19 protein-coding genes and 1 pseudogene are annotated in these 18,398 nt (G+C 61.7%); 10 read left to right on the forward strand and 10 right to left on the reverse strand.

Annotated features, from left to right (window positions below; genetic code table 11):
* Positions 1-125: 125 nt before the first annotated feature.
* From LIS66_RS25985 to LIS66_RS26005, 5 genes and pseudogenes are all read right to left on the reverse strand, one after another.
* Positions 126-1,364 carry a heme biosynthesis protein HemY gene (locus LIS66_RS25985; protein WP_227973290.1) on the reverse strand — a complete coding sequence of 413 codons (1,239 nt, stop codon included), beginning with the start codon at positions 1,362-1,364 and terminating at the stop codon, positions 126-128.
* Positions 1,361-2,503 carry a uroporphyrinogen-III C-methyltransferase gene (locus LIS66_RS25990; RefSeq protein ID WP_227974550.1) on the reverse strand — a complete coding sequence of 381 codons (1,143 nt, stop codon included), beginning with the start codon at positions 2,501-2,503 and terminating at the stop codon, positions 1,361-1,363. Before LIS66_RS25990 ends, LIS66_RS25985 begins: the two co-directional genes overlap by 4 nt.
* Positions 2,504-2,587: 84 nt before the next feature.
* Positions 2,588-3,286: pseudogene (locus LIS66_RS25995) on the reverse strand (uroporphyrinogen-III synthase); the annotation flags it as partial.
* The gene (gene hemC, locus LIS66_RS26000; RefSeq protein ID WP_227973291.1) at positions 3,283-4,224 is read right to left on the reverse strand and encodes a hydroxymethylbilane synthase; all 942 of its coding nucleotides are present in this window, start codon (positions 4,222-4,224) and stop codon (positions 3,283-3,285) included. The pseudogene LIS66_RS25995 and the gene hemC, both read right to left, overlap by 4 nt.
* Before the next feature lie 138 nt (positions 4,225-4,362).
* Complete coding sequence (locus tag LIS66_RS26005; RefSeq protein WP_042607107.1) at positions 4,363-5,109, reverse strand: LytR/AlgR family response regulator transcription factor; 747 nt, start codon at positions 5,107-5,109, stop codon at positions 4,363-4,365.
* A 469-nt stretch (positions 5,110-5,578) separates the two neighbouring features.
* On the opposite strand from LIS66_RS26005, the gene argH reads away from it, so the two are divergent.
* The gene (gene argH / locus LIS66_RS26015; protein ID WP_227973292.1) at positions 5,579-6,973 is read left to right on the forward strand and encodes an argininosuccinate lyase; all 1,395 of its coding nucleotides are present in this window, start codon (positions 5,579-5,581) and stop codon (positions 6,971-6,973) included.
* Positions 6,974-7,103: 130 nt separating this feature from the next.
* On the opposite strand, the gene LIS66_RS26020 is transcribed toward argH, so the two are convergent.
* Positions 7,104-7,763 (reverse strand): glutathione S-transferase, encoded by a 660-nt coding sequence (locus LIS66_RS26020; RefSeq protein ID WP_227973293.1) that lies wholly within the window; start codon positions 7,761-7,763, stop codon positions 7,104-7,106.
* A 123-nt stretch (positions 7,764-7,886) separates the two neighbouring features.
* On the opposite strand from LIS66_RS26020, the gene LIS66_RS26025 reads away from it, so the two are divergent.
* The 3 genes from LIS66_RS26025 (at position 7,887) to LIS66_RS26035 (ending at position 11,639) form a co-directional block, all read left to right on the forward strand.
* Positions 7,887-8,174 (forward strand): hypothetical protein, encoded by a 288-nt coding sequence (locus tag LIS66_RS26025; protein ID WP_064364660.1) that lies wholly within the window; start codon positions 7,887-7,889, stop codon positions 8,172-8,174.
* 200 nt (positions 8,175-8,374) lie between these two features.
* Positions 8,375-8,620 (forward strand): TIGR02647 family protein, encoded by a 246-nt coding sequence (locus tag LIS66_RS26030; RefSeq protein WP_003229392.1) that lies wholly within the window; start codon positions 8,375-8,377, stop codon positions 8,618-8,620.
* Between the two features lie 181 nt (positions 8,621-8,801).
* On the forward strand, positions 8,802-11,639 hold the full coding sequence (locus LIS66_RS26035) for a class I adenylate cyclase (RefSeq protein WP_227973294.1): 2,838 nt from the start codon (positions 8,802-8,804) through the stop codon (positions 11,637-11,639).
* Between the two features lie 9 nt (positions 11,640-11,648).
* Here LIS66_RS26035 and rnk read toward each other — a convergent pair whose 3' ends face one another.
* The 3 genes from rnk to cyaY form a co-directional block, all read right to left on the reverse strand.
* Positions 11,649-12,068: a nucleoside diphosphate kinase regulator gene (rnk, locus tag LIS66_RS26040; RefSeq protein WP_042607112.1), complete on the reverse strand. Its 420-nt coding sequence runs from the start codon at positions 12,066-12,068 to the stop codon at positions 11,649-11,651.
* 256 nt (positions 12,069-12,324) lie between these two features.
* On the reverse strand, positions 12,325-12,543 hold the full coding sequence (locus tag LIS66_RS26045; RefSeq protein WP_227973295.1) for a DUF1289 domain-containing protein: 219 nt from the start codon (positions 12,541-12,543) through the stop codon (positions 12,325-12,327).
* Positions 12,544-12,546: 3 nt separating this feature from the next.
* Entirely contained in the window at positions 12,547-12,879 is a 333-nt protein-coding gene (gene cyaY / locus LIS66_RS26050; RefSeq protein WP_041476930.1) for an iron donor protein CyaY, read from the reverse strand.
* Positions 12,880-13,192: 313 nt separating this feature from the next.
* Between cyaY and lptM the strand changes: the two genes are divergently transcribed.
* From lptM to LIS66_RS26080, 6 genes are read left to right on the forward strand one after another with little or no spacing between them, the layout of a single operon-like run.
* A complete protein-coding gene (gene lptM, locus LIS66_RS26055; protein WP_016772589.1) occupies positions 13,193-13,363 on the forward strand; it encodes an LPS translocon maturation chaperone LptM in 171 nt (56 codons plus the stop codon).
* Positions 13,364-13,372: 9 nt separating this feature from the next.
* On the forward strand, positions 13,373-14,620 hold the full coding sequence (gene lysA, locus LIS66_RS26060) for a diaminopimelate decarboxylase (RefSeq protein WP_064364657.1): 1,248 nt from the start codon (positions 13,373-13,375) through the stop codon (positions 14,618-14,620).
* A 3-nt stretch (positions 14,621-14,623) separates the two neighbouring features.
* A complete protein-coding gene (dapF, locus tag LIS66_RS26065) occupies positions 14,624-15,454 on the forward strand; it encodes a diaminopimelate epimerase (RefSeq protein WP_227973296.1) in 831 nt (276 codons plus the stop codon).
* Positions 15,455-15,467: 13 nt separating this feature from the next.
* The gene (locus LIS66_RS26070; protein ID WP_042607115.1) at positions 15,468-16,193 is read left to right on the forward strand and encodes a DUF484 family protein; all 726 of its coding nucleotides are present in this window, start codon (positions 15,468-15,470) and stop codon (positions 16,191-16,193) included.
* Positions 16,194-16,195: 2 nt separating this feature from the next.
* Positions 16,196-17,095: a tyrosine recombinase XerC gene (gene xerC, locus LIS66_RS26075; RefSeq protein WP_039757393.1), complete on the forward strand. Its 900-nt coding sequence runs from the start codon at positions 16,196-16,198 to the stop codon at positions 17,093-17,095.
* Entirely contained in the window at positions 17,092-17,799 is a 708-nt protein-coding gene (locus tag LIS66_RS26080) for an HAD family hydrolase (protein ID WP_065616354.1), read from the forward strand. The genes xerC and LIS66_RS26080 overlap by 4 nt, the downstream gene beginning before the upstream one ends.
* Positions 17,800-17,984: 185 nt before the next feature.
* On the opposite strand, the gene sutA is transcribed toward LIS66_RS26080, so the two are convergent.
* The gene (gene sutA, locus LIS66_RS26085) at positions 17,985-18,311 is read right to left on the reverse strand and encodes a transcriptional regulator SutA (RefSeq protein WP_016772583.1); all 327 of its coding nucleotides are present in this window, start codon (positions 18,309-18,311) and stop codon (positions 17,985-17,987) included.
* Positions 18,312-18,398 lie beyond the last annotated feature (87 nt).

Genomic DNA, 18,398 nt, shown 5'->3' on the forward strand with positions numbered 1-18,398 from the left:
GTAGGGAAAACCCGACAGGGCCGGAGGGAAACGGTGAACCACCCTGTAGGACTTTGCCTCAGGCACCTGAAGAAGTGGAATTTTCACTCATTGAAAGTTCGCGAGGGAGCCAGCTCCCCCGCCTTTCAGACCTTCGCTGCAACCGGCAAAGGCGCCGCCAGCAGCCGTTCATCGAGCAGCCCCAGACCTTCCTGGAACAACTGATTGCTGCGCTCGGTATCGCCGAGCTGTGCAAGCAGACGCGCCAACTCCGCACAGGTTTCCGGATTGCGCTGCACACGCAGACTGCTTTCCAGATAATCACGGGCCTTGCCCCACAGACTGGTTTGCAGACACAGGCGCCCGAGGGTCAACAGCAGGCTTGGGTCGGCCGGATGCTCCTTGAGCCAGCCTTCGGCAGTCTGCAACTGACGCGCAGGATCACTGCCACGAACCAGGCCATACAGACGCGCCAGATGGCTGTCGTATTTGCGCTTGAGCGCGGTGCGCAGCACTTCTTCGGCCTCGACCTGAGCGCCAAGCTGGCGCAGTTGCTCAGCATAGGCGAGCACCAGCGGCGCTTCCTGACGCTGCGCCGAAGTCAGCTGCTCCCACGCACGCTTGAGCGATTGCAGACCGACCGTGCCGTCTTCTTCGCGATGCGCGGCCAAGGACAGGTTTTCACCCCAGGCGCGGCGCTCGAGTTCAGCCAGTTCTGCTGGCGGCAGCACTTTGTCTTTGCGCAACTCTGGCAGCAGACGAATTACCGCCGACCACTCGCCACGCTGTTGATGCAGGCGCTGCAATTGACGCAACGTTTGCGCGCTGCGCGGATGCCGTTCGTGCATCGCCTGCAAGGTCACCAGCGCACCGTCGGTGTCGCCGCGATCGGTCTGCAGTTGGGCATGACTCAAGGCAATCGCCAACTCGGCTTGCGGCTGACGTTCCAGCGCACGCTCGAGCAAACGGTCGCTTTCTTCGTACTGACCCTGTTCGTTCGCCGCACGTGCGGCGCCGAGGTAGTAAAGCAGTGGCTGGCGCTCGGCTTCCGCAGCGCGGGTCAAATGCCGTTGCGCACTGGCCCAGCGACCTTCAGCCAGATCCAGTTGCCCGTGTTCGATCGCCACTTGCACGCGACGGCTGCGATTGCGCCGCGACCACGGATTGACCACGCCGGTGGAGGTCATCACCAGTTCGACCAACACCTTGATGCCCCAAAACATCAGCCACAGCACCGCGATGACTGCCAGTGTTGCCCACAGGCTCGATTCATAGCGGAAGCTCTTGTACGCCACCAGCACGTAACCGGAATGCTCGGCGATCGCCAGGCCCAGCGCTGCCGTCGCAGCGATGACCAGAAACACGATTACATAGAGGCGCTTCATGGGGTCGCCTCCTGCGCCGGGTTGGCGGCAGGCTTGGCGAACGGTTTCACCGATTCTTCGACATTGACGTTACGCCGCTCGAGATACCCCTGGACCGCACTCAAGGTACCGGTCAGATCCGGGGTTTTGACCGTGACCGGTTCCTTGCTCAGCTCGCCCACCTGTTCCAGCATGGTTTTGCTTTGCGGGTTGTCCGGGTTGAAATTGCCCTTGAGCACATCGCGCGCCTCGGCCAGCGCCTGGGTGTAAACCGCCGCCTGACCGTTGAGCGCCGCCCACTGCGCCTGCTCCAGCGCCAGGCTCAGGGCCAGGCGCACCTGGCTCAGGCTTTGCCCGGCGAGCAGCGGTTTGACGTTCTTGTCAGCGTTGAAATCGATGCGGATATAGCGCGACACCTTGTCCCACCACTGCGCCCAGCGACTGGCGCCATCGCCGTCGGCGGTCAGGCCCAGCAGCGACTCGCCGCGATCCTTGTATTCAGGCGCCAGCTCGGTCAGCTCGATGACCTGATCGCGCAACGCGCCCAGGCGCAGGAACAGTCCGGTACGATCCGGCTGTTCGGTGCTGCGCAGGGCGACCAGGGTTTTCGCCACTTGCTCGCGCGCGGCGAAGGAGCCCGGGTCGTTCTGTTCACGGAGGATTTCGTCGGCGCCCTGCACCAGTGCCTGCGCGCTGCTGATGTCCTGTAATGCCGACAGGCGCAGGCTGGCCAGACGCAGCAAGTGCTCGGCCTCGGCCAGACGCCAGTCCTTGCGGCTGGCGCCGAGGACGGTTTCCAGACGTTGATTGAGGCGCTGCTGATCGCCCTGCAATTGCGTCACCAGACGCTGACGCTCGGCGAGCTCGTCGGCACCGGGCAACTGCGCCAGGCGCTCGGTCAGGCGTTGTTCGTTGAGCTTCAGACTCTGAGCCTGATCATTCAACGCCTGCACCTGACTCGACTGCTGCTGCGTGTTGTTCTGCAGGTGGCGCACCTGCCAGACACCCCAGCCACCGATGGCGACACCGGCGGCGCCGAGGAGCAGGGCAACAATCGCCAGTCCATTGCCTCGGCGCGGCTCTTTGGCCGGTGGTGGAGTTTCAACCTGGGCATCGAGCGCAGGCTGGACGTCATCTTTTGGCAAGGCTGTTTCGCTCACGTATCCATCCTTTGCATTAGAAAACGGCAGCGGAAATTCCCGTAATGCCGTCAGCAAAGCCGCGGCACTCGCGCCGCGGCAATCCACAACTGTTTGAGCCCCGGCGGCACGTGCCAGCTCGGCGACCCTCGGGCTTGGAACAAACAACGGCAACGGCGCGATCTGCGGCCAGGCATCGCCGGCCATCTGCCGCAGGTGCTCGAAACCCTGTCCACTGCTGACCACCAGCCCGTTCAAGCGTTCCGCTTCGATACGCCGTAGCAGCTCGTTTGGCGGGTAGGCTGGAAGGTCGCGGCGATATAACTCCAGATACTCGACACTAGCACCAAGCGCGCGCAGGCGCTCGGCAAGCAGCTCCCGACCACCCTCGCCACGCAGGATCATCACCTGCGCACCGGGTTGGCTGACCGCCTCGCGCAGACGCGGCAATTGCAGCAAGGCTTCACTGTCATCGCCATCAGCCGGGAAGTTCACATCGAGACCGTGCTCGCGCAGAATCTCTGCGGTCGCCGCGCCGACGCTGAACCACGGCATGGTCAACGGTGCCGAGCCTTCGCACTTGAGCAGATCTACCGCGATCCGCGCCGCCGGTTTGCTGACCACGATCACTGCGCTGCAATCACGTAATCGCGTGATCGCTTGATGAATACTGTCAGAGACCGGCAGCGGAACAATGTCCAAAAGCGGCAGGCAACTGCTGAAAATCTCCTGCCCGGCCAGCTGTTCGGCCAGCGCCGCACAGTCATCCGCAGGGCGCGTCAGCAGCAGGCGCCAGCCGGTCACTCGTGCCCCGCCTCGCCGTATACCGCTTTGAGAATGTCGTCGGCGCCCTGCTTGAGCAGGTCTTCGGCGACCTGCACGCCCAAGGCTTCAGCGTCAGCGCGCGGCGCGCGCGCTTCAGCACTGAGTAGCTTGCCGCCGCTTGGCTCACCGACCAGACCGCGCAACCACAACTGCTCGCCTTCGAGCACGGCGTAGCAGGCGATCGGCACCTGGCAGCCACCGTTGAGATGTTTGTTCAAGGCACGTTCGGCGTTCACCCGCGCAGCGGTATCGGCGTGATGCAAAGGCGCGAGCAAGGCGTGGATTTCGTTATCGGCGCTGCGGCATTCGATGCCGACCGCGCCCTGGCCACCGGCCGGCAGACTGTCATCGACACTGATCGCCGAGGTGATGCGATCTTCAAAACCAAGGCGGATCAGACCGGCCGCTGCGAGGATGATCGCGTCGTACTCGCCGGCGTCGAGCTTGGCCAGACGGGTGTTGACGTTGCCGCGCAGAAAACGGATCTGCAGATCCGGGCGACGCGCCAGCAATTGGGTCTGGCGACGCAGGCTCGATGTGCCGACAACGGCACCGGTCGGCAGCGCTTCAAGACTTGCGTAGGTGTTGGAGACGAATGCATCGCGCGGGTCTTCACGCTCGCAGATGCAGAACAGGCCCAGGCCTTGCGGGAAGTCCATCGGCACGTCTTTCATCGAATGCACGGCGATGTCGGCGTGGTTTTCCAGCAGCGCGGTTTCCAGTTCCTTGACGAACAGACCCTTGCCGCCGATCTTCGACAGTGGCGAGTCGAGCAGCTTGTCGCCGCGACTGACCATGGGCACCAGCGTCACCAGCAAGCCCGGGTGGGCCGCTTCAAGACGGGCTTTGACGTATTCGGCCTGCCAGAGGGCCAGCGCACTTTTACGGGTGGCGATGCGGATTTCGCGAGGGGACATGGAGCAATCCGTACTGAATAGATACGGCGGATAATAACAGCTCAGTCAATTCCACTTTGACCTGAATCAGAAAACGGCGTGGCCTCCCTGGCCTGCCATGCCGGGTAGAAGAAGTCGAAAGGCCCGGTGACGACCGGGTCAAAGCCCCTGCATCATCTTGCGCACGCCAGCGACATGCCGACGGCTGACAATCAGCGCATCGCCATTGAGGCCTTTGAGGAACAACTGGAAATGTCCCAGTGGTGTGCGCTGCAATCGCTCGATGCGGTCGCGGGCGACCAGCGCATTGCGGTGGATACGCACGAAGCGTTCGCCGAATTCGTCTTCGAGGGCTTTGAGGGGTTCGTCGAGCAGCACCTCGCCGGCTTCGTGACGCAGGGTCACGTATTTGTGGTCGGCGATGAAGTAGACCACCTGATCCAGCGGAATCAGCTCGATGCCTTTGCGGGTGCGCGCGCTGATGTGGCTGCGTGGGCCGCTGCCACTTTCGGCAGCGGGACGGGTCAGGGCCGAGAGTTGCGCCCGGTTGGGACGTTCAGCCCGCTTCAGGGCTTCATTCAAGTGTTCGGTTCGCACAGGTTTCACCACATAGCCCACGGCGCTGGCCTGCAGGGCTTCCACGGCAAATTCATCGGGACTGGTGCAAAACACCACGGCCGGCGGCGTCTCTCGTTCGCACAGTCGGGCAGCAACCTGCAGGCCGTCGAGGCCCGGCATGCGGATATCGAGCAGCACGATATCCGGCTTGTGGCTGTCGATCAGCGCTAACGCCTCCTCGCCATTCGTGGCACTGGGCTCCAGGACTGTGTAACCCTCGAGTTCGCTCACCATACGGCTTAGGCGCTCGCGAGCCAGGGGTTCGTCATCAACGATCAGGACATTCATATTGCGCTGGATTCCTGCGTGAGTCTCGCACAAGGATAGCGTAGACAGGTGTAGTGACCTGCGTCACCGCGATCCACGCTAAGACTAGCCCGAGCGCCAAAAAGTGCCGTACGTCGGCCAGCAATATTTGCCAGCGTCCGGGTCGTACCGCTCAGAGCCCACTGTTTCCTGCGTTTCTCGCGGTGGTTGACCGATGGACAACTCACCCGCCCCCTCTTCTTATAGTCGGTGGCCAGACCTTTGCATGATCCGCATGTGTACCGACCCTCATGTCCACTGTAGACGTTCGTCGGAACGATATTGCTCAATCAAAAAATATCCTTTTGTAAATCCCTTACAGACAGCGCCTGCCACGCCTGACACCTGAGGAAAAAAACCTGTCGACCGGTGCCAGCGACAGGATTGGCAACCCTGTTATCATCCGCGCCAGCGTTTCACGCCATTTCTTCAAGCCGATACGAGCGAATTCATGAGCACTGACAAGACCAATCAGTCCTGGGGCGGCCGCTTCAGTGAACCCGTCGACGCCTTCGTCGCCCGCTTCACCGCCTCCGTCACTTTCGACCAGCGCCTGTATCGCCACGACATCATGGGCTCGATCGCCCACGCCACCATGCTGGCCAAGGTCGGCGTGCTGAGCGATGCCGAGCGCGACAGCATCATCGATGGCTTGAACACCATCCAGGGCGAAATCGAAGCCGGCCAGTTCGACTGGCGTGTCGACCTCGAAGACGTGCACATGAACATCGAAGCACGCCTGACCGACCGCATCGGCGTCACCGGTAAAAAGCTCCACACCGGGCGCAGCCGCAATGACCAGGTGGCCACCGATATCCGCCTGTGGCTGCGTGATGAAATCGACCTGATCCTCGCCGAGATCACCCGCCTGCAAAAAGGCCTGCTGGAGCAAGCCGAACGTGAAGCGGCGAGCATCATGCCCGGCTTCACCCACCTGCAAACTGCGCAGCCAGTGACCTTCGGGCACTACATGCTGGCCTGGTTCGAAATGCTCAGCCGCGACTACGAGCGCCTGGTCGACTGCCGCAAGCGCACCAACCGCATGCCGCTGGGCAGCGCCGCGCTGGCCGGTACCACCTACCCGATCGATCGCGAATACACCGCGCAACTGCTCGGCTTCGACGCCGTCGGTGGCAACTCGCTGGATAACGTTTCCGATCGCGACTTCGCCATCGAATTCTGCTCGGCCGCGAGCATCGCGATGATGCACCTGTCGCGCTTCTCCGAAGAGCTGGTGCTGTGGACCAGCGCGCAGTTCCAGTTCATCGATCTGCCGGACCGCTTCTGCACCGGCAGCTCGATCATGCCGCAAAAGAAAAACCCCGACGTGCCAGAGCTGGTGCGCGGCAAGACCGGCCGTGTGTTCGGCGCGCTGATGGGCCTGCTGACCCTGATGAAAGGCCAGCCGCTGGCGTACAACAAGGACAATCAGGAAGACAAGGAACCGCTGTTCGACGCCGCCGACACTCTGCGCGATTCGCTGCGCGCGTTTGCCGACATGATCCCGGCGATCAAGCCGAAACACGCGATCATGCGGGAAGCGGCGCTGCGCGGTTTCTCGACCGCGACCGATCTGGCGGACTACTTGGTGCGCCGTGGCCTGCCGTTCCGCGATTGCCACGAAATCGTTGGCCACGCGGTGAAATACGGCGTCGACACTGGCAAGGATCTGGCCGAGATGAGCCTGGAAGAACTGCGTCAGTTCAGCGACCAGATCGAGCAGGATGTGTTTGCCGTGCTGACCCTGGAAGGCTCGGTGAATGCTCGCGACCATATCGGCGGGACGGCGCCAGCGCAGGTGAAAGCTGCAGTGGCTCGCGGTCAGGCGTTGATCGCCAGCCGCTAAAAGCCAAAAAAGCTTCGCGAGCAGGCTCGCTCCCACAGGGATTCGGGATGTTCACAAAATTTGTGTTCACCACCGATTCAATGTGGGAGCGAGCCTGCTTGCGAAGGCTTTCTTCAGAGCGCTACAAACCTCACTTCTTGGCAGCAATCATCGCTAGGAACGCCGGCATCGCTGCATCCTTGTCCGCCGCAATCCTCTGCACATGCGGATTCTGCTCAAGCCGCTCCAGCAACGCTTTCGCCTGTGGCATCTCGGCCAGCAAATCGATTCCGAACAGTTTCTGCCCAACTGCACAGGCCAGCGGCACGCTGTAGAGGAAATACAAATCGGCAATGCTCAGGCTGTCACCCGCCACATAAGGGGCGAACTTGCCGTGACGCCCCAGCGCTGCGAAGCCCAGCAGCAATTCGGAGCGGGTCTTTTCCTTGATCGCCTCAGGCAACGTCATGCCGAAAAACGCCTCGCCGTAACAGGCACGCCCCGGCAACTCGATGTACAACTCGATCTCCTTGGCAATCGCCAATACCTGCGCGCGTTCGAATGGATCGCTGGGCAGCAGCGGCGTGCCCTTCTGTGATTGTTCGAGGTATTCGAGGATGATCGCGGTTTCGTTGATGTAACCGGCGTCGACACCCAGCACCGGGACCTTGCCGCGCGGGCTGATGGCCAGTGACTCCGGGGTTTGCGTCGGATAGAAGGTCACCTCTTCGAAGGGCAGGCCTTTTTCCAGCAGCGCCAGTTTGACCATGTTGAAGTAGTTGCTGACAACGAATCCGTAGAGCTTGAACATCACAGAGCCTCCAGGCCGTGCGGGGTGGGCAGTGCCTGTTTATAGATCGCCACGACGTTTCCCGCCAGCAGCATCACGCCGCTGAATGCGGGTAAACTGGCGCCTTTCCCTGAGGAGCCTGCCATGAGCGAGCCGACAGATATCGTCAACGATGACGACGAAGAAGCATTCACCGAAGCAACGCTGCTCGAAGCCATCGAGAACCAGATCGAAAGCGATAACCCGCCGGCGGCCAGGGCGACGTTGAACAAGCTGACTTTGGTCGGCATGGACCGTGAGGAGATCCTCAATCTGATGGCTCACGTGCTGGCTTTCGAGATTGACGCGATGCTCGATGAAGACCGCCCGTTCGACACCGAATGGTACGAAACGGCATTGCGCAAGCTGCCAGAGCTGCCACCGGAAAAATAATAAAATCAAAAGATCGCAGCCTTCGCCAGCTCCTGGACGGATCCCATGTAGGAGCTGGCGAAGGCTGCGATCTTTTTTATGCGGGCTACACTGGAATTCGCCTCAAGACAAAATCCCCTGATCTGCGCACTGGACATGCCGCACCAGCGGGTTCACCTTAGAGGCGCTGTCGTCCAATTCCTAGAAAGTCTGGAGTCCTTATGTCGCTTACCCCTGAGTTGGTTGCCGAACTGGAAGTCCTTGCACTCTTCAACCTGGACAGTTCCCAGGAAGGTCTGAAAATTCATCAGACCGCTGCCCCGAAACACATCGCTGCTGCCAAGCGCCTCTTCGAAAAAGAACTTACCGACCAGCCCGATGGCGGGTATCTGACCAGCCTCGGTCGCGATGCCGCGCAAAACGTGCAGACCGTACTGACGATTCTGAGAGAGCAGGAAACCGCCTGATTTTCCCTGACTTTGCCCACGGGAACTCCTGCCACGGGATTTCCGCGGGCCCGCCCGATCGCTGTCGATAAAAATCTGCCGTCAAAAAACAAATTCAGCTTAAACGTCCTGCCACGCAGAGGCTAAACTGCGGCCATTCCGAGACCTCCACGTCCGAGCCTGCAAGCCGGTTTGAGCTGACATGACGCGCACCCACGAAATCCGCCCCGACCTGGACGAAGGCATCGACCGCAAGGTACTCAGCCAACTGCGCGCACGTTTTCTCAAACTCAATGAAGGGCGCCTCGGCCGGGCGCTTGAAGGCTTGTCGACGCGCCAGCAAAGCGTATTGGCGCTGTTGCCGCTGTTCTTCCACGTCAATCATCCCTTGCTGCCCGGTTATGTCTCGGGGAGTACGCCGGCCGGATTGTCGAATTATGAGCCGGACGCCAACGCGCTCGCTGAAGCGCAACGGCTGACCCGCTCCTTCTCCTACAAACCGCGTCACGGCAGCAATCCGCCGCGACCGATTCACGGTCTGTTCCTGATGGGCAGCCTCGGCACACTGGCCCAGGCCGATCAGAGCGATATGGACGTATGGGTCTGCCACGCGCCCGATCTTACCGACAGCGAACTCAGTGAACTGAGCAAGAAATGCCAGTTGCTCGAAACCTGGGCCGCGAGTCAGGGCGCCGAGGCGCATTTCTTCCTGATCGACCCGGCGCGGTTCGTGAAAGGCGAACGAGACTCGCAGCTGAGTTCGGAAAACTGCGGCAGCACCCAGCACTATCTGCTGCTCGACGAGTTTTACCGCACCGCAATCTGGCTGGCCGGGCGCACGCCAATCTGGTGGCTGGTGCCGGTCTACGAAGAAACGGCCTACGACGCCTACACCCACACCCTACTGTCCAAACGCTTTATTCGCGCCGACGAGACGCTTGATCTGGGACCGATGGCGACCATTCCGCCCGGGGAATTCATCGGCGCCGGGTTGTGGCAGTTGTTCAAAGGCATCGAGTCGCCCTACAAGTCGGTGCTCAAACTGCTACTGACCGAGGTTTACGCCAGCGAACATCCGCAGGTGCAGTGCCTGAGCCTGCGCTTCAAGAAGGCCGTGTTCGCCAATCAGCTCGATCTCGATGAGCTGGACCCGTACATGGTCGTGTACCGGCGTATCGAGGAATACCTGATTGCCCGCAACGAGCCGGAACGGCTTGAGCTGGTGCGCCGTGCGCTGTACCTGAAGGTCAACCGCAAGCTTACCGGCAACAGCCGCAGCCAGGGCTGGCAACGCGCACTGCTCGAACGCCTGGCCGGCGAATGGCATTGGGATCAGCGACAACTGGCGCTGCTCGACAGTCGCAGTCAGTGGAAAGTGCGGCAGGTCAGCGCCGAGCGTCGCGCGTTGGTCAACGAACTCAATTACAGCTATCGCTTCCTGACCCAGTTCGCCCGCAGCGAACAGACCGTCAGCCTGATCAACAAGCGCGACCTCAATATCCTCGGCCGGCGCTTGTATGCGGCGTTCGAGCGCAAGGCCGACAAGGTCGAGTTCATCAATCCGGGCATCGCCCCGGACCTGGCCGAAGACACCCTGACCCTGGTGCAGTCACCGAACAAAAAGGAACCGGGGCAGACCCAATGGGGCCTGTACAACGGCAGCCTCACGGCGCTGGAGTGGGAGCACTTCGCGCCGATCAAGCGCAGTCGCGAACTGCTTGAACTGCTGACCTGGTGCCACCGCAACGGCGTGATCGACAGCAGCACGCGTCTGGCCCTGCATCCGGGCACCAGCGACTTGAGCGAGTTCGAGCTGTTCAACCTGCTTGGCAGCCTGCAGCAGTGCATCGCCCTGCCCTTGCCCACCGTGGCCGAAGAGCCCTTGCTGCGCGCCGCTGTGCCCAGCGAAGTGCTACTGCTGATCAACGTCGGCGTCGACCCGCTCAAGCATCACCGCGATCTGAACATCCTGATGACCACCGAGCGCACCGACTCGCTGAGCTATGCCGGCGTGCGCGAGAACCTCGTGCTGACCCTTGATCAGATCACGCTCAACAGCTGGAACGAAGTGCTGGTCAATCGTTTCGACGGCCCGCACGCGCTGCTCGATTGCCTGCGCGATTACCTCAATAATCTGCCGCGCGGCCTCGTGCAGCCGTCGCTGAAGGTGCGCTGCTTCTGCCACAACCGTGCGCAATTCATTGCGCGCCGCGTCGAGGAAATCGTCGACACCGCCCAGACCCTGTTGCTCAGCGACTTGAATCACCGCTACCTGATCCAGGTGCAGCAGCACTATCACGTGCTGGAGCTGGTCCCAGGTCAGGTCAACCATGTTGCCCTCGCCACCCTGCCGGCGTTGCTCGATTATCTGGGCGAGGAACAACCGCGCTACAGCCCGCTGCACCTGGACCCGATGGCACTCGAGGATCACGATCTCGCGCTGATTCTGCCGATGGGTCAGCCGGAGTGCATTCAGGTGTTCTACCGCATCAGCGAACAGCAGGCCGAGCTGTACGTGCTGGATGAATTCAATGCCTTGTGGCAACAGCAGTTGCCGTACCACGACGAGCAGAGTCTGCTGGTGCCGTTGCAGCGCTTTGTGCAATCGATCCAGTATCGCCGTGAAGCACGGCTGCCGATGGAAGGTGGCCCCGCGGGCAGTCCCGAAACCTTGTATTACCAGCTGTCAGGCCCGGGGCGATCGCGCAGAGTCGAAACCCGGCCGGCGCCGCAGACGCCAGCCAACAAACCGTTCTACGACGTGCAGGCGATCATTGGCAAAGCCGCGCACGGCGAAGTGCAGGTCACCCTGTATTGCAATCAGCGGGAATTCAGCGAGCTGGAGCATGGCGACCAGCTGTTCAGCGTGGTCGCCCGGGAGATCGTCGAGCAGCGCCGAGAGACCGAGCGCTATCGCTGCTACATCACCGACCTCGACCTGTCGGGTCTGCTCGGTGACGGGCACAGTTCAAGCAATCTGTATCTGCGCTACAAGGCGGACCTGGAGCGCTCTTTGAACGATGCGCTCGAACAGGTTTGAGGCAGGGATTTATTCGGGAAAAGCGCCGCCGTTGACCGGTTGCGATTCCACTTCCAGCAAGGTCAGCTTCAGTGACTTGCCACCCGGAGCCGGCCAATCGATGTGCTGGCCGACCTTCAGACCCAGCAGTGCACTGCCGACCGGGGCCAGAATGGAAATCTTGCCCTCGTCGGCGTTGGCGTCCCTGGGGTAGACCAGGGTCAGATGGTAATCCTTGCCACTGCCTTCTTCGCGGCAATGCACGCGGGAATTCATGGTCACGACATCGGCGGGCACTTCATCGTGGCCGACCACGGTATCGGCGCGGTCCAGCTCGGTTTGCAGCGCAATCACGCCCGGCGCAGCCTGGTCTTTGTCGCTCAGGCTGTCGATGAGGCGTTCCAGACGTTGCACGTCCAGACGGGTAAGGGTGATGGAAGGTGCGGTCATGATCCAGGCAGACTCCTTTCTTCTGCACAAAAAAAGCAAAACCCCGCCAAAAAAGACGGGGTTTTCACCGTGCCTCGGTGGTTTGAGGCGTCCGCGGACACTATCACAGCTCAAAAAATATACAAGTCACGCCCTTTTTGCCTGGGTGAAAACCTGTGGCGAGGGAGCTTGCTCCCGCTCGGCTGCGCAGCTGTCGCAAGAGTTTGGGGCCGCTTCGCGACCCAGCGGGAGCAAGCTCCCGCGCCACAAGTTCGTATCAGGCTCGAGTGCGGCGCTCTGCGGCTTGCGCGCATATCACGCGACGCCGCTGATCATCCGCCGAGCGCCATTCGCGAATGTCTTCGACGTGGCGCGCGCAGCCGAGACAGACTTTCTGTTCGTCCAGTCGACAGACGCCTGTGCACGGCGAAGGCACCGCCGGACTGACGTTGCTGTAAAGCGGTTTCGGCGGGCGGAAAGTCGCTGCATCAGTCACGAATCACAGACCTTCGAAATCGAATTCAGCGCCAGCCTGCTGCTTGACGAGGCGCTGAAGCATTTCGCCGAGCTGCTCTTCGCTCTTGTCACACATCCAGCGCTCGCTTTCTTCGTCGTAGTCGAAGTGGAAGCCCCCGGACACCGCCGCCAGCCACAGCTGTCGCAAGGGTTCCTGGCGGCTGAAAATCAGCTGGCTGCCGTTTTCGAATTTGACCGTCAGCACGCCGGCCGAGCTTTCCAGATCGATGTCCAGATCGCTTTCGTCAAATATGTCTTCCAGTTTTTCCTGGGTTTCATCGACCAGATCGTGGAAACGGGCTTCGGACAAACTCATTGCGGCAACCTCAAAAATGTCTGATCAGGCTCAAGCGCCGAAAGATACGGACGCTGCCGGCCGATTGCAAAGTTTAACGACCAAGCACCTGTCGCCCATTCAACACCGCCCCTGTGGGAGCGAGCCTGCTCGCGAAAGCGGTGTGTCAGGCAACGAACGTATCGAATGTTACAACCTCTTCGCGAGCAGGCTCGCGCCCACAGGGATGATGCGCTTCTCAGGAGCACCGCCGGACGGGAACCCCCTCGCATAGGCAAGCTGCCGGGTGGCCGGTATACTCCGGCGCAATTAACGCATTTTCAAGGATTTCGCCATGAAGCGCCTGATCTCTTCCCTTGCTGCGCTCGTCGCGGTTGCCTGCCTGGTATCGGCCTGTGGTCAGAAAGGCCCGCTGTACCTGCCCGACGACGATCAGGACCCGGCCGAACAAGCCCAGTCTTCGCAAAAGCAGCCATCCAAGGCTCACAAGCACGACGTTTACTAAGGGATCGCCATGGACGCTTTTAACTACCGTGGCGGGGAGCTGTTCGCGGAAGGTGTGGCGCTGTCCGCCATCGCCGACCGCTTCGGCACGCCCACTTACGTTTACTCGCGCGCGCACATCCAAGCGCAATATCTGGCCTACGCCGATGCGCTGGCCGGCATGCCGCATCTGGTCTGCTTCGCGGTCAAAGCCAACTCCAACCTCGGTGTCCTGAATGTCCTGGCCCGTCTCGGCGCCGGTTTCGACATCGTTTCCCGCGGCGAGCTGGAACGCGTACTGGCCGCTGGCGGCAGCGCCGACAAGATCGTCTTTTCCGGCGTCGGCAAGACCCGTGACGACATGCGTCGTGCCCTCGAAGTCGGGGTGCACTGCTTCAACGTCGAATCCACCGACGAGCTCGAGCGTCTTCAACTGGTCGCCGCCGAGCTGGGTGTTCGCGCCCCGGTTTCGTTGCGGGTGAACCCGGACGTCGATGCTGGCACCCACCCGTACATTTCCACCGGTCTCAAAGAGAACAAGTTCGGCATCGCCATTGCCGACGCCGAAGACGTGTACGTGCGCGCCGCGCATCTGCCGAACCTGGAAGTGGTCGGTGTCGACTGCCACATCGGTTCGCAACTGACCACCCTGCCGCCGTTCATCGACGCCCTGGATCGCCTGCTGGATCTGGTCGATCGCTTGGGCGATTGCGGCATTCATCTGCGCCACATCGACCTCGGTGGCGGCCTGGGTGTGCGTTATCGCGATGAAGAGCCGCCGCTGGCTGCCGACTACATCAAGGCCGTGCGCGAGCGTCTGAACGGGCGTGATCTGGCGCTGGTGTTCGAGCCGGGCCGCTTCATCGTCGCCAATGGCGGCGTGCTGCTGACCCAGGTCGAGTACCTCAAGCATACCGAGCACAAGGATTTCGCCATCGTCGACGCGGCGATGAACGACCTGATCCGTCCGGCGCTGTATCAGGCGTGGATGGACGTCACGGCGGTGAAACCGCGCGACAGCGCTGCACGCAAGTACGACATCGTCGGCCCGATCTGCGAAACCGGCGACTTCCTCGCCAAGGACCGTGAACTGGCGCTGGAAGAAGGCGACTTGCTGGCGGTGCATTCGGCCGGTGCCTACGGTTTCGTCATGAGCTCCAACTACAACACCCGCGGCCGTGCCGCTGAAGTGCTGGTGGATGGTGATCAGGTTTTTGAAGTGCGTCGCCGCGAAACCGTGGCCGAGCTGTTTGCCGGCGAAAGCCTGCTGCCGGAGTAACCCATGCTGCTGCGTTTTACCAAAATGCACGGCCTGGGCAACGACTTCATGGTCCTCGACCTGGTCAGCCAGCACGCGCACATTCAGCCCAAACACGCCAAGCAATGGGGCGACCGCCACACCGGTATCGGTTTCGACCAGTTGCTGATCGTCGAAGCGCCGAGCAACCCGGACGTGGACTTTCGCTACCGGATCTTCAACTCCGACGGTTCGGAAGTGGAGCAATGCGGCAACGGTGCGCGCTGCTTCGCGCGCTTCGTGCTCGACAAGCGTCTGACCGCCAAGCGGCAGATCCGCGTCGAAACCAAGGGCGGGATCATCGAACTGGACGTACGTAACGACGGCCAGATCGGCGTGAACATGGGCGCGCCGCGCCTGGTGCCGGCAGACATTCCATTCAAGGCACCAGCCCAGGCCAGCAGCTATCAGCTGGACGTCGATGGCACCACGGTCGAACTGGCCGCTGTGTCGATGGGCAATCCCCATGCGGTCATTCGCGTGGATGACATCAACAGCGCACCGGTGCATGAACTGGGGCCGAAGGTCGAACACCATCCGCGCTTCCCGGCGCGGGTCAATGTCGGTTTCCTTCAGGTCATCGACCGCCACCGCGCGCAACTGCGCGTGTGGGAGCGCGGCGCCGGGGAAACCCAGGCCTGTGGCACCGGCGCCTGTGCGGCGGCGGTGGCGGCTATCAGTCAGGGGTGGATGGATTCGCCGCTGTTGATCGACCTGCCCGGCGGGCGTCTGTCCATCGAGTGGGCCGGCCCGGGCGAACCGGTATTGATGACCGGTCCGGCAGTGCGTGTCTACGAAGGACAAGTGCGTCTTTGAGCGAGCAGAAATCATGACCGACAAGCCCCAGGTACCCGCCCGACCAGCCGACGAATCAGCGTCCGAGAGCCTTGAGGCAGCCGCGGTTGCCGCCTACCTTGAGGCTCACCCGGACTTCTTCGTCGAGCACGAAGAGCTGCTGCCGTCACTGCGCATTCCGCACCGACGTGGCGACACCGTGTCGCTGGTCGAGCGGCAGATGACAATCCTGCGCGACCGCAACATCGAAATGCGCCATCGCCTTTCACATCTGATGGACGTGGCTCGTGACAACGATCGCCTGTTCGAAAAGACCCGGCGCCTGATCCTCGCGCTGATGGATGCGTCGACTCTGGAAGACGTAGTGATCAGTGTGGAAGACAGCCTGCGTCAGGATTTCCAGGTGCCCTTTGTCAGCCTGATCCTGCTCGGCGACAACCCGGCCCCGGTCGGCCGCTGGGTAACCCACGCCGATGCGCAAACCGCGATCGGCGGTCTGCTCACCGAAGGCAAAAGCGTCAGCGGCAGCCTGCGTGAACATGAGCTGGATTTCCTCTTCGGCGAAGAACAGCGCCAGCAGATCGGCTCGACCGCCGTGGTTGCCGTCAGCCATCAGGGCATCCACGGCATCCTGGCCATCGCCAGCCGTGATCCGCAGCACTACAAGAGTTCGGTCGGCACCCTGTTCCTGAGCTACATCGCCGAGGTCATGGGCCGCGTGCTGCCACGGGTCAACAGCTCGCTGCGCTCGGTACGCTGAGCATGGAACGACAACTGGACGCTTACTGCGAACATCTGCGCAGTGAGCGACAGGTGTCGCCGCACACCCTGTCGGCTTATCGCCGCGACCTCGATAAAGTCCTCGGCTGGTGCATCAAGCAGAACATCGGCAGCTGGGCAGCGCTGGACATCCAGCGCCTGCGCAGCCTGATCGCCCGCTTGCATGCGCAAGGCCAGTCCTCGCGCAGCCTCGCCCGCCTGCTCTCGGCAGTGCGTGGGCTCTATCACTATCTGAATCGCGAAGGCTTGTGCGACCACGACCCGGCCACCGGCCTGGCGCCGCCGAAAGGCGAACGGCGCCTGCCGAAAACCCTCGACACTGATCGCGCCCTGCAACTGCTGGAAGGTGCGGTTGAGGACGATTTTCTTGCCCGGCGCGATCAGGCGATTCTGGAGCTGTTCTATTCATCGGGCCTGCGCCTGTCCGAGCTGACCGGACTCAATCTCGATCAGCTCGACCTCGCCGACGGCATGGTTCAGGTGCTGGGCAAGGGCAGCAAGACCCGTCTGCTGCCTGTAGGTAAGAAGGCCCGTGAAGCCCTCGAACAATGGCTGCCGCTACGCGCCATGACCAATCCTGCCGACGATGCGGTTTTTGTCAGCCAGCAAGGGCGACGCCTTGGCCCGCGTGCAATTCAGGTGCGGGTCAAACTCGCTGGCGAGCGCGAACTGGGGCAGAACCTGCATCCGCACATGCTCAGGCACTCGTTCGCCAGCCATTTGCTGGAGTCTTCCCAGGACCTGCGGGCGGTGCAGGAATTGCTCGGCCACTCCGATATCAAGACCACGCAGATCTACACCCATTTGGACTTCCAGCACCTGGCGGCGGTCTACGACAGCGCCCATCCCCGGGCCAAACGCATGAAAGGCGATGATTCATGAGCATTCAGTTGATCACCTTCGACCTCGACGACACCCTGTGGGACACCGCTCCGGTGATTGCCAGCGCCGAAACCGTGTTGCGCGAATGGCTGAGCGAACATGCGTCGAATCTGGGCGCGGTACCGGTGGAGCATTTGTGGTCGATTCGCGAGCGAGTACTGGCGGGCGAGCCGGGGCTCAAGCACCGCATCAGTGCGTTGCGCAGGCGCGTGTTGTTTCATGCTCTGGAAGAAGCCGGGTACGGCCACGGCGAGGCGTCGGATCTGGCCGACAAGGCTTTCGAAGTGTTTTTGCATGCGCGGCACCAGATCGAAGTGTTCCCGGAAGTCGAGCCGCTGCTGGAGTTGCTCGCCAATCGCTATGCCCTCGGCGTCGTCACCAATGGCAACGCCGATGTACGCCGGTTGGGGCTGGCGGACTACTTCAAGTTCGCCTTGTGCGCCGAAGACATCGGCATCGCCAAGCCGGATGCACGGCTGTTTCATGAAGCCCTGCAACGCGGGGGCGTGAGTGCCGAAGCAGCGGTGCATGTCGGCGATCATCCCGGCGATGACATCGCCGGGGCGCAGCAGGCGGGCTTGCGCGCGGTGTGGTTCAACCCGACGGGCAAGGTCTGGGAAGCGGAGCGCTTGCCGGATGCAGAGATCCGCAGCCTCACGGAATTGCCAGCGGTAATCGCCCGCTGGAATGCTCCCTCGAAATGACACAGATCCCCTGTAGGAGTGAGCCTGCTCGCGATAGCGGAGTGTCATTCAATTAGATGTATCTGATACACCGCTATCGCGAGCAGGCTCACTCCTACAGGGGATTCTGGTGTCTGCTCCATTCATGTCAGGCATGAAAAAGCCCGCAGCGACGGCGGGCTTTTTCAGCAAGCGAGCGACGCGCCTCAGATAGGGCGGCTGCCGTACTTGTTGTCCGGCTTCTTGGGCGGATCGGCGACCACGTTGGCCTCCACTTCCTGAACCTTGCCGCCGCGTGCAAGGAATTCTTCCATGGCCTTGGCCAGGGCGTCACGCTCCTTGTTCTTGGCTTCGATGCTCGGCAACTCGTCGACCGATACCGCAGCCTTGGCTTTGCCTTTGGCAGCCGGGGCCGGCGTGTCGTCACCGCCATCGTCCTCGGCAACGTCTTCCGCTGCCGCTTCCAGGCCTTCCTCGGCCTCGTCTTCGTCGCCTACTTCGAGGTCGTCGTTTTCCAGATCATCGTCGCTCATGTTCTACCTCATGACTTGCCAAAAGCAGATTAGTTATAGACCAGCTTTGGCGACTGTCGAAGCCGCCGTTGAAAAATCTTCCACCGC

This window comes from Pseudomonas sp. HN2 (genome assembly GCF_020736465.1).
Classification (GTDB): domain Bacteria; phylum Pseudomonadota; class Gammaproteobacteria; order Pseudomonadales; family Pseudomonadaceae; genus Aquipseudomonas; species Aquipseudomonas moraviensis_A.

Excerpts from the sequence above, each read along its gene's own strand:
- LIS66_RS25985 (WP_227973290.1), bottom strand. The coding sequence starts at position 1,364 with ATGAAGCGCCTCTATGTAATCGTGTTTCTGGTCATCGCTGCGACGGCA.
- hemC (WP_227973291.1), bottom strand. The coding sequence starts at position 4,224 with ATGTCCCCTCGCGAAATCCGCATCGCCACCCGTAAAAGTGCGCTGGCC.
- LIS66_RS26005 (WP_042607107.1), bottom strand. The coding sequence starts at position 5,109 with ATGAATGTCCTGATCGTTGATGACGAACCCCTGGCTCGCGAGCGCCTA.
- argH (WP_227973292.1), top strand. The coding sequence starts at position 5,579 with ATGAGCACTGACAAGACCAATCAGTCCTGGGGCGGCCGCTTCAGTGAA.
- LIS66_RS26020 (WP_227973293.1), bottom strand. The coding sequence starts at position 7,763 with ATGTTCAAGCTCTACGGATTCGTTGTCAGCAACTACTTCAACATGGTC.
- LIS66_RS26025 (WP_064364660.1), top strand. The coding sequence starts at position 7,887 with ATGAGCGAGCCGACAGATATCGTCAACGATGACGACGAAGAAGCATTC.
- LIS66_RS26030 (WP_003229392.1), top strand. The coding sequence starts at position 8,375 with ATGTCGCTTACCCCTGAGTTGGTTGCCGAACTGGAAGTCCTTGCACTC.
- LIS66_RS26035 (WP_227973294.1), top strand. The coding sequence starts at position 8,802 with ATGACGCGCACCCACGAAATCCGCCCCGACCTGGACGAAGGCATCGAC.
- rnk (WP_042607112.1), bottom strand. The coding sequence starts at position 12,068 with ATGACCGCACCTTCCATCACCCTTACCCGTCTGGACGTGCAACGTCTG.
- cyaY (WP_041476930.1), bottom strand. The coding sequence starts at position 12,879 with ATGAGTTTGTCCGAAGCCCGTTTCCACGATCTGGTCGATGAAACCCAG.
- lptM (WP_016772589.1), top strand. The coding sequence starts at position 13,193 with ATGAAGCGCCTGATCTCTTCCCTTGCTGCGCTCGTCGCGGTTGCCTGC.
- lysA (WP_064364657.1), top strand. The coding sequence starts at position 13,373 with ATGGACGCTTTTAACTACCGTGGCGGGGAGCTGTTCGCGGAAGGTGTG.
- dapF (WP_227973296.1), top strand. The coding sequence starts at position 14,624 with ATGCTGCTGCGTTTTACCAAAATGCACGGCCTGGGCAACGACTTCATG.
- LIS66_RS26070 (WP_042607115.1), top strand. The coding sequence starts at position 15,468 with ATGACCGACAAGCCCCAGGTACCCGCCCGACCAGCCGACGAATCAGCG.
- xerC (WP_039757393.1), top strand. The coding sequence starts at position 16,196 with ATGGAACGACAACTGGACGCTTACTGCGAACATCTGCGCAGTGAGCGA.
- LIS66_RS26080 (WP_065616354.1), top strand. The coding sequence starts at position 17,092 with ATGAGCATTCAGTTGATCACCTTCGACCTCGACGACACCCTGTGGGAC.
- sutA (WP_016772583.1), bottom strand. The coding sequence starts at position 18,311 with ATGAGCGACGATGATCTGGAAAACGACGACCTCGAAGTAGGCGACGAA.